Source organism: Acinetobacter sp. SFD (genome assembly GCF_001647575.1).
GTDB classification, from domain to species: Bacteria; Pseudomonadota; Gammaproteobacteria; order Pseudomonadales; family Moraxellaceae; genus Acinetobacter; species Acinetobacter pecorum.
Genome location: NZ_LSZJ01000001.1, coordinates 338073 through 350873, shown reverse-complemented (window position 1 = coordinate 350873; position 12801 = coordinate 338073). Strand labels below are relative to the sequence as shown.

Sequence of the window (12801 nt, the reverse complement as noted above, 5' to 3'; positions counted from 1 at the left end):
TTAGTAATGATCATTCTTGATAAGGTTTAAAAATTTATTAACCATCGTTTCATTTGAGAGCAGTTTTTTCTCAAAAGAAGTACGATAGGTTTGATTCAGATTTTGATCTATTTTCTCTGCCAATTCATCTATATTTTGGGGAGTAACCAAATTTTCTTCTAAATTTGCGATGCTCAATTGGTGAGAAATCGCATCGCTTACATTATAGGCAATTACAGGAACATCAAGGTAAAGTGCTTCTGAGATGACTAAACCATAACCTTCACTGCCCGAGCTGGAAATTAATAACCGACTTTGCTGAATATATGGATACGGATTGTTGACCCATCCCATAAATTCTACGCGACTTTCAATATTTAGTTGTTTACATAAATCCTGTAGTGAAGGCTTTAAATCACCCTCTCCTACAATGAGCAGGTTTTTCGCTTTTTCAGATTTTGCAAATGCCCTGATAGCATGTTCTGGCTGTTTTTCCTGGCTTAAACGACCAACAAATATGCAATCCCAGATCTTTTGGGCTTCTATTAATTTTTGTTGCTCAATATGTTTTATATCAAGACCATTATAAATTGTTAAAATTTGTGAGTGGGGTAATAAGTGCTTATAATCTTTTTCCAGATTCTGGTTAACGGTAATAATATTTTTTCCGTCAAAAAGTTTAATAAAATATTTCTTATCGAGATAATGTCTTCGGTATTCTTTATACCATCTGAAAGGATTATTGGTCTGTTTTCTGGATGATTTGAAAATCTCGCCATGTATCCATAACCATATATTTCCACTGATAAAATCGGAAAGACAGAATGCAAATGCATGCGATAAAATAATAAGATCCGGCTGTATATCTGAAATTATTGTATTAATCTTTTCTATATCGGCTGTTGGTGTTTCTCGTTTTCTGAGTAATTTACCTGAACAAATACACTGATTAAAACTTTCTTTTATGAAGTTAAGATTCGTGGGAATGTCCATTTTAATCTCATGATGATTTAATGGTACAACCGTGACTTGATGCCCAGTCTTTTCTAAATTTGTAGCGGTATCAAGAAGAATTTTTTCTGCACCCCCTCCTTTAAGATGATCCACTATAAATAATATATGGTATTGATTAAATTCTTTTTTCATCAGACGCTATAGATTTATTAAGTAGAAATTTATTGATAATCTTTATTATAAAGATTTTTAGGTATGTCTTGTAAGGCTTTCCACTGATTATATCCTGACAAATACTGTTTTAGAGTGATATAAATCACACATTCTGTTTTTGATTTAAGATATTGACAGAGAAATGTAAATCTTTTGATGAAATGTCACCGTAAATTTGGGCGGTCACAATATCATAACCTGCTAATGAACTGTGTCTAAGGTAACTTGGCCTGATCACTGAATATTGAGTTTTTAGATGCCATTTGATAAATACAGACTGTTTTGATTTTTAAAGCTGCTTAAGCACCAGACATCAGATTATTTTCATCAGCTTTATAACCCGCATGTATAAGTCATAATGGCGTCTATGGCTTTCGAAGAGTTGTAGTACTGCTATTTTGCGTGCCTTGGCATTAAACGACAGTCATCACTATGATTATCCATCCGAACCAAAGGGTGTAAGCTGCAAAAGTATGGCTCCTTTGCATGATGCTTCTATATTGATTATAAAGTTAGCTATATTTGTATACGGGTACTTACACTTAACGCTCCGGCTAGAACAAAAATACCTCAATAAGAAGAAAAATTTCTGATAAAAGCAATAATAAAGGCTTAGTTAAATTTGAGTGAAGAAAAAAAATGAGTTCAAGCTATCCTTATGTGTTATCTATCATTATCCCTGTATATGGGGTAGAGGACTATATTGAAGCTTGTATTACATCATTATTACCCCAGCTGAGTTCAGAGGTCGAATGCATTATTGTCGATGATGGCTGTAAAGACCGTTCAATAGAAATTTTGGAAGACTATCTTGCTACCCATTCATCTCAGGCCAATATCCGTATTATCCACCAAGAAAATCAGGGTCTTAGCATGGCGCGTAATAATGGTTATGCGGTAGCGAAGGGGCAGTATATTGCCTATCTGGATTCTGATGATTATGTTGAGCCTCATTTTGTAGCGCGTATTTTAGAGGTCATTAGGCAGGCACCAGAGGTGGAATTAATTCACTTTAATGCGCTGATGGAAAATAAACAGTATGGGACTAAACCGCTGGTGCTGGCTGAACAGACAGGCCTGGTTTATGCCGATACAGATTATTTAAAACGCGTGTTTCTTAAAAACTATTGGTATACATGGTTAAGAGTGTATAACCGTAAACTTTTAAAGGACTTTCAGTTTCCACCAAATCATTTCTACGAAGACATGCTGTCGATTCCATTCCTGTATCGTAAAGGCCTCATCATTTATGAAATTGCCGAGCCTCTGTTCAGGTACCGTTATAGGGCAGACAGTATTACCAATGGTGAAATTAAGCCAGAACATATCAAGAGTCTGGAATATGGCTTAAGCCTGTATAGAGACAAGCTGGAAAATCCCTATTTCCAGATATTGTATGAGCACCTCATTTTGGCCCTGTTTGAACGAAACCTTAAACTGGGTTTTGCTATCTACAGCAAATTTTTACATCGTATTCATCACGATCTGGATTATTTACAGGATAAATTACAGCATTTGAACTGGGAAAAGCGACTGATGTTACAATATCCAAAACTGTTCTACTGGTATAAAAACTGGCTCAGTTCGCGACGGTCTATCTTCTGACAATTATTACACCGCATGATTTCAATGAGTCGGTTTATAAAGATTAACACCGCCTGCTAGACGTCTGAATCTCTTGTAACCCCACAAATACTGTTCTGGCGCGACATTAATAATGCGCTCCATTTCTTTATTTAAGGTATCTACAGAAAGCTGTAAATCTTTCGATAAAATATCGTCAGAAATTGGGGTCACCACAATATCATAGCCTGAAAGATCCTTGCGTCTGAGGCAACTCAGCCCGACCACTGAACATTGTGTTTTAGCTGCCAGTTTAGAAAGCAAGGTAGAAGATAAAGCGTTCTGGCCATAAAAATAAGAATAAATTCCCCCGGATTCTTTAGGAACATGGTCTGGCAAAATTGCAGAAAAACCGCCTTGCTTAAGATGCTTAAACACAGCACGCACACCAGAATCATCTGTTGGAACAAGGGTCGCCTTGAGCCGTTGTCTGGCTTCCAGCATAAAACGATCGATGTCTTCATTCTTGCTGGGTTTGTACATAATCACAGGAGAGGTGTGTTGATTCACCCAGACATTCAACAGCTCCCAAGTACCAAAATGTGGTATCACGGCCAAACAGCCATGAGGATTTTGCAAAGCTTGCAGGAAAATATCTTCCCCATGCACATCCTGAATTAAAGACAGCGCGTATTCAGGAGAGGAGCCCCAAATCTTGACTGATTCTGCATAGGTCATGCACTGACTTTTCAGACTGCGTTTGGTCAAGTCAGACCGTTCAGCTCCAGAAAGTTCAGGATAAGCAGAGGTCAGATTAATCTCAGTCACTCGGCGTGCAGAAGAATGGCTGAGATACAAAAGAGATCCGGCCAGTTGTGCAAGATTTTGAATGAATCTTAACGGAAGCTTGGAGAAATTTTTGAGTAGGGTGTACATGTGATCCAGACAGTCAGATTATAGATCTTTATCTGGATTGCCCTTCAGCACCATATAAATCAAACCCACAAAAATCAGCAGGGCACCTAAAATACTACTCAGGCAAAAATATACAATACGGTCGTTGGTATCGAGATTGAACAGGTTGTTGGCAAGGATATAGCGCATGAACAGCCATTGAACCACTGAAAATACAATAAGCATAATGCTGCGATTACGAACTGCAGGACGCATAGCCATTGCTAATTACCTTAGATTAAAAACTATGGCTATTATGCCACTGTTCCAGATGCGACTCAATCTTACAAAAAAGCCCCGCTCAAGGCAGGGCTTTTTCACTTAAAACATCAAGAATTATTCTTGAGATTCAGCTTTTGGTTTTTCACGCAAGCGAATACCAAGGTCACGCAGCTGGTTTGATTCAACTGGTGCTGGTGCTTGAGTCAATGGACATTCAGCAGTTTTGGTTTTCGGGAATGCAATCACGTCACGAATTGAAGATGCACCTGTCATCAACATCACCAGACGATCAAGACCGAAGGCCAGACCACCATGTGGAGGCGCGCCATAACGTAAGGCATTTAGCAAGAAGCTGAATTTCTCTTCTGCTTCTTCTTCAGAAATACCTAATGCTTCAAAGATGGCTTTTTGCATTTCAAGGTTATAGATACGCAGTGAACCACCACCGATTTCAGTACCATTCAATACCATATCGTACGCAACTGAAAGTGCAGCACCTGGGTTGTTCTTCACTTCTTCAACGCTTGATTTAGGCAGCGTGAACGGGTGGTGAACAGAGGTCCATTTGCCGTCATCTGTTTCTTCGAACATTGGGAAATCAACTACCCAAAGCGGAGCCCACTCGCAAGTCGCAAGATTCATGTCATGACCGATCTTCACACGAAGCGCGCCCATTGCATCATTTACAACTTTGGCTTTGTCCGCACCAAAGAACACGATATCGCCATTTTCAGCGCCCACACGTTTCAACAGATCCAGCACGATTGGCTCGATGAATTTCACGATTGGAGATTGAAGACCCTCGATACCTTTTTCAAGTTCGTTGACTTTGATATAAGCCAAACCACGCGCACCGTAGATGCCTACAAATTTGGTGTATTCATCAATCGCGCTACGTGGAAGTGAGCCAGCACCCGGTACGCGAAGCGCAACGATACGGCCTTTAGGATCTTTCGCAGGACCTGCGAATACTTTGAACTCAACGTCTTGCATCAAGTCTGCAACGTCAACCAATTTCAAAGGAATACGCATATCTGGTTTGTCAGATGCATAGTCACGCATTGCATCGTTGTATGTCATACGTGGGAATTTATCAAACTCAACGTTTAGAAGTTCTTTGAACATCTTGATCGTTAAAGTTTCCATTAAATCCATGATGTCATCGTCACTCATGAACGATGTTTCAACGTCGATTTGTGTGAATTCAGGCTGACGGTCAGCACGTAAGTCTTCATCACGGAAACATTTAGCAATTTGGTAGTAACGATCAATACCACCGACCATCAACAACTGTTTAAACAGCTGCGGAGACTGTGGTAGTGCATAGAAGCTACCGTTCGATACACGGCTAGGCACTAAGTAGTCACGTGCACCTTCAGGAGTCGCACGAGTTAAGATCGGAGTTTCAACGTCCAGGAAACCATTGTCCTCGAAGTAGTTACGAATCAGGTTAGTCAATTTAGAACGGAAACGTAGGCGATCTAGCATTTCTGGACGACGAATGTCCAGGAAACGGTATTTCAAACGAATTTCTTCAGAAATATTAGTGTTTTCGTCATTCAACGGGAATGGCGGAGTTTCAGACGCAGCAAGAACTTCAATTTCTTTACCCAGAACTTCGATTTGACCACTCACCATATTGGCATTTTCTGTGCCTGCATAACGGCGACGTACACGGCCTGTAATTTTTAAGACAAATTCTGAACGTACTTTATCAGCAGTTGCGAATGCTTCAGGAGTATCCGGGTCAATGACCACTTGAACAAGACCATCACGGTCACGCATGTCAAGGAAGATGACACCACCGTGGTCACGGCGACGGTGCACCCAACCGCATAATGTTACGGTCTGGTCAATTTGAGCTTCGGTTAAAGAACCGCAGTAATGAGTTCGCATCATAGCGTTAGAAATCCAACTATATGGTTTAAGGTCAGCGAATACGTAAACAGCGTACCGCTTTGAGTAAAGTTAAGATTATGCCTCTTTGGGCATGTTGTCACAAGAACTTGAGTCAAAAACAATATTATTTTACGGTGAAAGAACCTGGAGCCAGTGCTTTATTTAACCCATCCGGCGATCTCTGTCCAAAAATAAAAACAATAAACAACCCAGACTGAAGGTGATCAGAAAGCCCTGACTAAATTCATTGATCGAGCGGCCAGTAAAATAGTACAGATCCGATCGCCAGACATCTGTAGGAATATAGCGTGCATAATCCCAAACAGAAAACAGGCCGGTCAATACAGAAAACAGGACTGAGCTCCACGCAAACACTTTGATTTTTCGGCTGACTGCCAGATATTGCTGATGCTTTTTATAGTAGTGCACACTCATCCACAGCATAAACGGCAAAACAATCACGGACGTGCCGATCTGTAAAATCCGATGCAAGGGATAACTGTTGCCAAATAGCTGAAACTGTTGGGCTAAAAAATCATGAAAGGCAAAAGTACGAAAGTCGACATGCGTTAGTCCATCCCAGATTAAATGGCTTGCTATGCCAACAATCAGTGCCAGACAAACTGCCAAGAAAAACTTTAATGCAGAAAGGATGCTGCAAATCTTTAACTCATGCTGAATACCGATGAAACGGTAAATGGCTGGGCGATATAGACCATACCAGATCATGCAGAAAATAAGTCCAATCCACAGGTCAGGATGAATCAGCGAAGACCATAAATGCGTGATATTTGAATTGCTCGAAGTAAAGAGACGATATAAATCGGGCACCATACAGCCAATCGCCAGTGCAGCAATCGGAAGCCGGTTTCCGCTTAAACGTGAAATGGGTGGAGCAAGCACAGCATGCGACAAGGTAAAGGGCATAAAAATAGTGTTTTTAATGTAATAAAAAATATTCAAAAGACATTCTAATAAAATATTCAGCTCATTATCGTAAAGGATTGCAAAAATAATGAAATGTTATATTATAACATTCATCCAAAATACTGAATTTGAGCTTCGGTCATGTCCTTTCCTAAGAATCTAATAACACTGTCAATTTTTGCTATCACTGCGCCCACGGTATTTGCAGAACAAACTTTATCTTCAATACCTGTACAGACTTTGGATACCATTCAGGTGCAAGCTCATCCATTGGTGCAAACAGCGGCAGATTTTGCGGTTGCAGATCATGTTGTAGACCAGAAAGCGCTGTCTGAACGGGCGACGACCATTGGTGATGCCTTGGCAGATGAGCTGGGGGTTTATTCCAATCAGTTTGGCAGCGGTGCCAGCCGTCCCGTTATTCGTGGTCAGGAAGGCCCACGCGTAAAAGTATTGCAGCATGCGTCTGAAACAGCGGATGTGTCCACTTTGTCTCCTGACCATGCTGTCACCGTTGATCCGATTCTTGCCAAACAGGTTGAAGTGATTCGTGGTCCATCTACGCTACTTTATGGTGCCGGTACAGTCGGTGGTCTGGTAAATGTCACCGATCAGAAAATTCCGACCCAAATGCCTGAAGATGGTTTGGAAGGTACAGTCGGTCTACGTTATAACTCAGGCAGTGACGAGAAACTGGCGAGTGCTGGTGTGACAGCAGGTATTGGTGAAAACTTTGCTTTGCGTGTAGAAGGTTCAAAACGTAAAGCTAATGATTATATTGCCCCGGATTATGTGGTCGAAGAGCCGCATGGAGATCACTCCCATTTTCATAAAGAACGCCGTGTAGGCAATACCTTTGCCGAAGGGCAAACGGTGAATATTGGCGGTTCATGGATTCATGACCGAGGTTTTGTCGGTCTGTCCTATAGCAACCGTCAGGATCAGTATGGCTTGCCTGGTCATAGTCATGAATATCACGGTTGTGAAATTCATGGAGATCATTTTCACTGCCCAAAACCAGATGAGGATGCGCACGATCATGAAGAAACAGCTGGACCTTGGGTGGATTTAAAATCCGAGCGTTATGAGGTGCGTACCGAACTGGAACAACCATTTGCCGGTGTTGAAAAACTGCGTGCGCATGCCAGCTTTACTGACTATGAACATGATGAGCTTGAAGAAAGCGAAGTGATCAGTAATTTTAAAAGTAAGGGCTATGATGGTCGTTTAGAACTGGTGCACGTGCCAATTGCAGGCTGGGAAGGGGTGATTGGAACCCAGCTTTCACAGCAGAAAATTAATTTATCCGCTCCAGAATCCCATGGCCATGACGAGCATGATGATGAAGGACATGAGCATGATCATAGTGAACATGCTGGTCATAATCATGATGTGTTCATGCCAGACACCAAAACCCAGAAATACAGCTTATTTGCTTTGGAACATAAACAGTTTGGCGATGTGCATGTCGAGTTGGGCGCACGCGTTGAACATCAAAAAGTGAAAGTGGATTCGGAGCAGAAAGATTATTCAGGTACTGGCGTATCTGCATCTGCTGCGGCCAACTGGGAATTTGCACCGAACTACAAGCTTTCTATGGTGGGATCACATCAGCAGCGTTTGCCTTTGGCGCAAGAGCTGTACGCGGATGGCCTGCATTTTGCCACCAATACGTATGAACTCGGTAACCCTGACCTCGATAAAGAAACTTCAAATAATCTTGAATTGGGTCTGCATTATGAAGGTGATCAACTGGATTACCATGTGCATGTGTATCACAACTGGTTCGATGATTATATTTATGGCGAAACAATAGCGCAGAAAGGTAATTTACGCGGTGTGCAGTATACCCAAGACAAAGCCAGATTCTATGGGACTGAGGCACAGGCAGGTTACCAGATCAATGACATGTATAAAGTCAGTGTTTTTGGTGACTATGTGCGTGGCAAGATTGAAGGTGAAAATGCACCACGTGTACCCGCGGGCCGCTTAGGAACCAAAGTCGAAGCAGACTTTGCCGATGGCTGGTCAGGTCTGGCTGAATATTATCATGTCTTTAATCAGGACAAGATTGCCAGTTATGAAAATGAAACCCAGGGCTACAATATGGTGAATGTTGGCTTAAGTTATGCCAATAGCATTGCAGATAAAAATGCTTACCGGGTTTATTTCAAAGCCAACAATCTGCTTGATGATCAGGTGTATTCACATACTTCATTCCTGTCCAATATTCCTCAGGTGGGTCGCAACTTTACCGTTGGCCTGCAGTATGATTTCTAATACATTCATAAACTAACAGGTCAAATCAAATAGAGATCACTGAAATCTACTTGAAAAATCATCAGATAAAACCTAGCCTGAACATATTGGGTTAGGTTTTTTCTTATGCGTATCTTTCAACGAATTCACAATAAACTGAACTGGTCGACTCGCCGTTATGTGGCCTTAGCCATCAGTCTGCTGGCGGTCAGTTATCTGGCATCTGCCATTTATCATACTTATAAGCCTTTACCGGAAGGCTTGAATTACACGGGCAAGCTGCGTCATGCCGAAGTCAAGTTTCTGGCCGATCAGACCTATCTGGATGCAGAAGGAAAACAGCATCTGGATCATCGCATTTTCAATGAAATGCTGAAAATGATTGAAGAGGCCAAATCACTGATTGTGCTGGATATGTTTTTGTTTAATCAGCAAACCGGAACCTCGAAACAGGAGCATCAGGCATTGAGTCAACAGCTGACGGATGCTCTGGTCAGTAAACGTCTGGTACAGCCCGAGGTGGAAATCAAGTTTATTACTGATCCGATCAATTCGGTCTATGGCGGGGTCAAGTCCGAACAGTATCGGGAGTTGCGCCAGCACGGCATCGATGTCATTGAAACCAATCTTCTTCCTTTACGAGCTTCCAATCCGGGCTGGTCAGGCTTCTGGTATTTATGTTGCCAAGGCATTGGCAATAACCCGGAAAAAGGCTGGTTACCAAATCCATTTGGACCAGAAAAAATTACCCTGCGCAGTTATTTTGATTTATTTAACTTTAAAGCCAATCATCGTAAAACTTTAGTGGTGGATACCGATCAGGGCTGGAAAGCTCTAGTCACCTCCATGAACCCGCATGATGGCAGTTCACGGCATTCCAATATTGGCTTGTTAGTCTGGGGGACTACAGCCGTAGACATTCTGAAAACGGAACAGTCTGTAGGCATGATGTCACATGCCAATATGCCAGCGATCGTTGCGGGGGATTTTCAGGCAGAGAATACCCAGCCACAGGTGCAGGTGCTGACAGAAAAAGCCATTTATGACGCGATTCTGAACCTGATCCAGACGGCAAAAGCCAATGAACAGATTGATCTGGCGATGTTTTATCTGTCTGAACGCAAAATTATTAAAAGCCTGATCGCGGCTCATGATCGTGGTGTCAAGGTTCGGGTTTTGCTCGATCCCAATAAAGATGCTTTTGGCCGTGAAAAGAACGGGATTCCAAACCGGCAGGTGGCTTGGGAACTGCATCAAGCTGGCATTCCGGTACGTTGGTGTAATACCCAAGGGGAGCAATGTCATAGCAAGATGATCATCAAGCGTAATACCCAGCAAGCTGAAATGATTTTAGGTTCAGCCAATTTCACGGCCCGTAACCTGAAAAACTATAATCTGGAAACTGATTTGCGTGTAGTTGGGTCATCACAGGCGAGTGTGTTCGTCGATGCCCAGCGTTATTTTAATAGTTCTTGGTCGAACCAGAATGGCCAAAAAGCAAGTCTTGATTATGCTGCCTATCAGGATGATTCACGATGGAAATACTGGCTGTATCGCTTTATGGAATGGAGTGGCTGGTCGACGTTTTGATTTTAAATTCCTCCTGACCTCTCTTTAAAAAATGGGAGGAAAGTCCCTCTTTGAAAAAGAGGGACTTAGGGAGATATTTTATGATCAGCTTTTTGATTCTGGATTTGGCGGAACCAGCTGATCCAGCTCTTTATCCGTTAATTGATCCAGTTCAGAAATATCAGTTTTAATTTTCCATTGGGTTTCATCATCGACCGGATTGGGTAGACGCGCTTCTAGCCAGTCACAGACCACGTCTGGCGGGAAATCTGCATGATTACACTGGATCACCCAGGACAGGAAATCTTTGGCAACACCATTCATGTACGGTGGAGGTGATACGGGAAGAAACTGAGTCGGAAGACGTTCATTTTTAGAAATATAATTCAGGACATGTCCCAGCTCTTGCACAGTTTGCCACGCCAGCGGATGATCTACATTAATCTGAAATTTAAACCACCATGCCTGTTTGCCATCTGAGCCATAGCTATCAATTCGCTCTTTCTGAACACTCGGCACTTTAGAAAAATATTCATATAAACGATCGAAATTTAAATCAGCCACGGTATTCAACTCGAAACATTAAAAAATCAATTTTAGCATAAAGCAGCCGCCTGCCGATGTGCCTGCCAGAATGAAAACATGCAAGCGCATTACAAAAAATTGCAGGTCCTACAAGCTTATTCATATTTCCTGCATTTATTTTGTTTAAAATATAATCAGGATATTTAGAGGAAGCTCAAATGAAAATAGTATTATCGGGTGCAATATTCGCTACATTGCTATTGGGAGCTTCTGCACAGAGCATGGCTGGAAATGCCTGGGTGGGCTACAGTGGTGTAGACCGTTCTGTACCGAATTATCGTAGTGCACCACCAGCTTATGATCCACCACGGCAGCATCATCCGCAACGTCCGGTGCCACCAAGACCGTATTATCCGCAACGACCTGCACATGGCGGCCATCCACCGGTGCAGAGTCAAAGCGGCCTCAATATTCAGTATCAGGCACCGACCACCATTTACCAAAATTCGAACAGTTATAGCTGGGTCAATGGTGATCCGAACGTGGCTCGAATTGAAAGTTCCAGATATACCATGATCAGTGACTGGCAGCGCCTGGGTTTACCTGCACCTCCGTGGGGAAGCTACTGGATCTATGAAAATGGACGTTATGTGCTGATGTCGAATCGTTGAACTGTTTTAAATTCTGAACGGATAATTCAGTTATAAGCGTAAATAACCAGAAAGACCAAAATAGTTTCCTCTCCTGTCAGGAGAGGGCTAGGGAGAGGTTGCTTGAGATAAATAGTCCTAAACCCTGAACGCGGCTTAAGTATTGCTTTAAGCTGAAGTGTAAAAAAAAAGAGGGCTTAAAAGACTATGCCAGTTCATCATCTTCTGGACGTGGCGTTTTGCCGGGCGGTAGGGGCTTTTCACTATGTTTGTCACGCATCACCGATGGATAGGTCCATGAAGCATAACGCACCACCAAGATTGCAAAAGCCAGAATCAGGATTGAACCGGTAATAATGACCAGATCCATGCTGGCCTTATGGGTATGTTGAATATCTGCAATCAGCAAACGGGTCAGCGCGGTAATGGCAATATAAATCAGGAAGCGTACTGGCATATGGTTGGTCTTAAAATAGATGCCGACCATGGCGCCAAGTTCCAGATAAATAAACAGTAGAAGAATATCATCAATGGTGGCGAACTGTTTGACAGTCAGAATATCGATGACGGTATGGCCCGCAGACCAGATCACCATACAGCCAATAATAAACAGGGCAATATAATGGAAGCTTTCTACAGCAAGATTACCAAAACGGTCGAGGAGGGCTTCAAATTTTTCAATTTTCGAACGAGAAATGGACATATTATCCTCCTGATTTTCCATGTGATATAAACGATAGTTACAGAATAACGTGCAAAGATCATGCACAGAATGATTGAATGAAAAATAAAGATTAAATTATTTGAACTTTTGCGCTTTTTTTAGACTAAATTGCTATATTGTATGAGTGGTACATTGAATAAATAGGAGAAAAAAGTGTTAGATAAAATTCAAACAAAAATTAGCCAATTAGAAGCCGGAAAAAAATTAATCCTCGGCGTAGGCATTAAGGCTGAAGATATGCAAAAGGTGGTGGAACTTTGTGAATCATTGGAGTCAGAGGGGAATATCAAAATTGTAAATAAACATTTAAACCCGAAAACGAATAATCAACCAGATACACTACTGATCCAAAAAGTTTAATTT

General features: G+C 41.9%; 12 protein-coding genes. 5 read left to right on the top strand and 7 right to left on the bottom strand.

Annotated elements, in window-relative coordinates:
* The gene (locus AY605_RS01735) at positions 1–1125 is read right to left on the bottom strand and encodes a glycosyltransferase (RefSeq protein WP_064094753.1); all 1125 of its coding nucleotides are present in this window, start codon (positions 1123–1125) and stop codon (positions 1–3) included.
* 660 nt (positions 1126–1785) lie between these two features.
* On the opposite strand from AY605_RS01735, the gene AY605_RS01730 reads away from it, so the two are divergent.
* Complete coding sequence (locus AY605_RS01730; RefSeq protein WP_064094752.1) at positions 1786–2751, top strand: glycosyltransferase family 2 protein; 966 nt, start codon at positions 1786–1788, stop codon at positions 2749–2751.
* 21 nt (positions 2752–2772) lie between these two features.
* Here the strand turns inward: AY605_RS01730 and AY605_RS01725 are convergent, their stop codons facing one another.
* The 4 genes from AY605_RS01725 to AY605_RS01710 form a co-directional block, all read right to left on the bottom strand.
* A complete protein-coding gene (locus AY605_RS01725; protein ID WP_064094751.1) occupies positions 2773–3645 on the bottom strand; it encodes a lysophospholipid acyltransferase family protein in 873 nt (290 codons plus the stop codon).
* A gap of 18 nt (positions 3646–3663) precedes the next feature.
* Positions 3664–3885: a hypothetical protein gene (locus AY605_RS01720; protein ID WP_004278319.1), complete on the bottom strand. Its 222-nt coding sequence runs from the start codon at positions 3883–3885 to the stop codon at positions 3664–3666.
* Positions 3886–3999: 114 nt separating this feature from the next.
* On the bottom strand, positions 4000–5784 hold the full coding sequence (gene aspS / locus AY605_RS01715) for an aspartate--tRNA ligase (RefSeq protein WP_064094750.1): 1785 nt from the start codon (positions 5782–5784) through the stop codon (positions 4000–4002).
* A gap of 162 nt (positions 5785–5946) precedes the next feature.
* Complete coding sequence (locus AY605_RS01710) at positions 5947–6711, bottom strand: DUF4184 family protein (RefSeq protein ID WP_064094749.1); 765 nt, start codon at positions 6709–6711, stop codon at positions 5947–5949.
* A 141-nt stretch (positions 6712–6852) separates the two neighbouring features.
* On the opposite strand from AY605_RS01710, the gene znuD reads away from it, so the two are divergent.
* Together znuD and AY605_RS01700 are read left to right on the top strand one after the other, a co-directional pair.
* Positions 6853–8991, top strand: a complete 2139-nt coding sequence (gene znuD / locus AY605_RS01705) for a zinc piracy TonB-dependent receptor ZnuD (protein WP_064094748.1) — start codon at positions 6853–6855, stop codon at positions 8989–8991.
* Between the two features lie 105 nt (positions 8992–9096).
* Entirely contained in the window at positions 9097–10560 is a 1464-nt protein-coding gene (locus tag AY605_RS01700; RefSeq protein ID WP_064094747.1) for a phospholipase D family protein, read from the top strand.
* Positions 10561–10644: 84 nt separating this feature from the next.
* Here the strand turns inward: AY605_RS01700 and AY605_RS01695 are convergent, their stop codons facing one another.
* On the bottom strand, positions 10645–11103 hold the full coding sequence (locus AY605_RS01695) for a hypothetical protein (protein WP_064094746.1): 459 nt from the start codon (positions 11101–11103) through the stop codon (positions 10645–10647).
* Positions 11104–11282: 179 nt separating this feature from the next.
* Between AY605_RS01695 and AY605_RS01690 the strand changes: the two genes are divergently transcribed.
* Entirely contained in the window at positions 11283–11735 is a 453-nt protein-coding gene (locus AY605_RS01690; RefSeq protein WP_064094745.1) for an RcnB family protein, read from the top strand.
* Between the two features lie 184 nt (positions 11736–11919).
* On the opposite strand, the gene AY605_RS01685 is transcribed toward AY605_RS01690, so the two are convergent.
* Entirely contained in the window at positions 11920–12417 is a 498-nt protein-coding gene (locus AY605_RS01685; RefSeq protein ID WP_064094744.1) for a phosphate-starvation-inducible protein PsiE, read from the bottom strand.
* A gap of 174 nt (positions 12418–12591) precedes the next feature.
* On the opposite strand from AY605_RS01685, the gene AY605_RS01680 reads away from it, so the two are divergent.
* Positions 12592–12798, top strand: coding sequence for a hypothetical protein (locus tag AY605_RS01680; protein WP_064094743.1), 207 nt, complete (start codon positions 12592–12594; stop codon positions 12796–12798).
* Positions 12799–12801 lie beyond the last annotated feature (3 nt).

Coding starts and splice junctions, on each gene's coding strand:
- AY605_RS01730 (WP_064094752.1), top strand. CDS start 1,786: ATGAGTTCAAGCTATCCTTATGTGTTATCTATCATTATCCCTGTATAT.
- AY605_RS01690 (WP_064094745.1), top strand. CDS start 11,283: ATGAAAATAGTATTATCGGGTGCAATATTCGCTACATTGCTATTGGGA.
- AY605_RS01700 (WP_064094747.1), top strand. CDS start 9,097: ATGCGTATCTTTCAACGAATTCACAATAAACTGAACTGGTCGACTCGC.
- znuD (WP_064094748.1), top strand. CDS start 6,853: ATGTCCTTTCCTAAGAATCTAATAACACTGTCAATTTTTGCTATCACT.
- AY605_RS01735 (WP_064094753.1), bottom strand. CDS start 1,125: ATGAAAAAAGAATTTAATCAATACCATATATTATTTATAGTGGATCAT.
- aspS (WP_064094750.1), bottom strand. CDS start 5,784: ATGATGCGAACTCATTACTGCGGTTCTTTAACCGAAGCTCAAATTGAC.
- AY605_RS01720 (WP_004278319.1), bottom strand. CDS start 3,885: ATGGCTATGCGTCCTGCAGTTCGTAATCGCAGCATTATGCTTATTGTA.
- AY605_RS01725 (WP_064094751.1), bottom strand. CDS start 3,645: ATGTACACCCTACTCAAAAATTTCTCCAAGCTTCCGTTAAGATTCATT.
- AY605_RS01685 (WP_064094744.1), bottom strand. CDS start 12,417: ATGTCCATTTCTCGTTCGAAAATTGAAAAATTTGAAGCCCTCCTCGAC.
- AY605_RS01710 (WP_064094749.1), bottom strand. CDS start 6,711: ATGCCCTTTACCTTGTCGCATGCTGTGCTTGCTCCACCCATTTCACGT.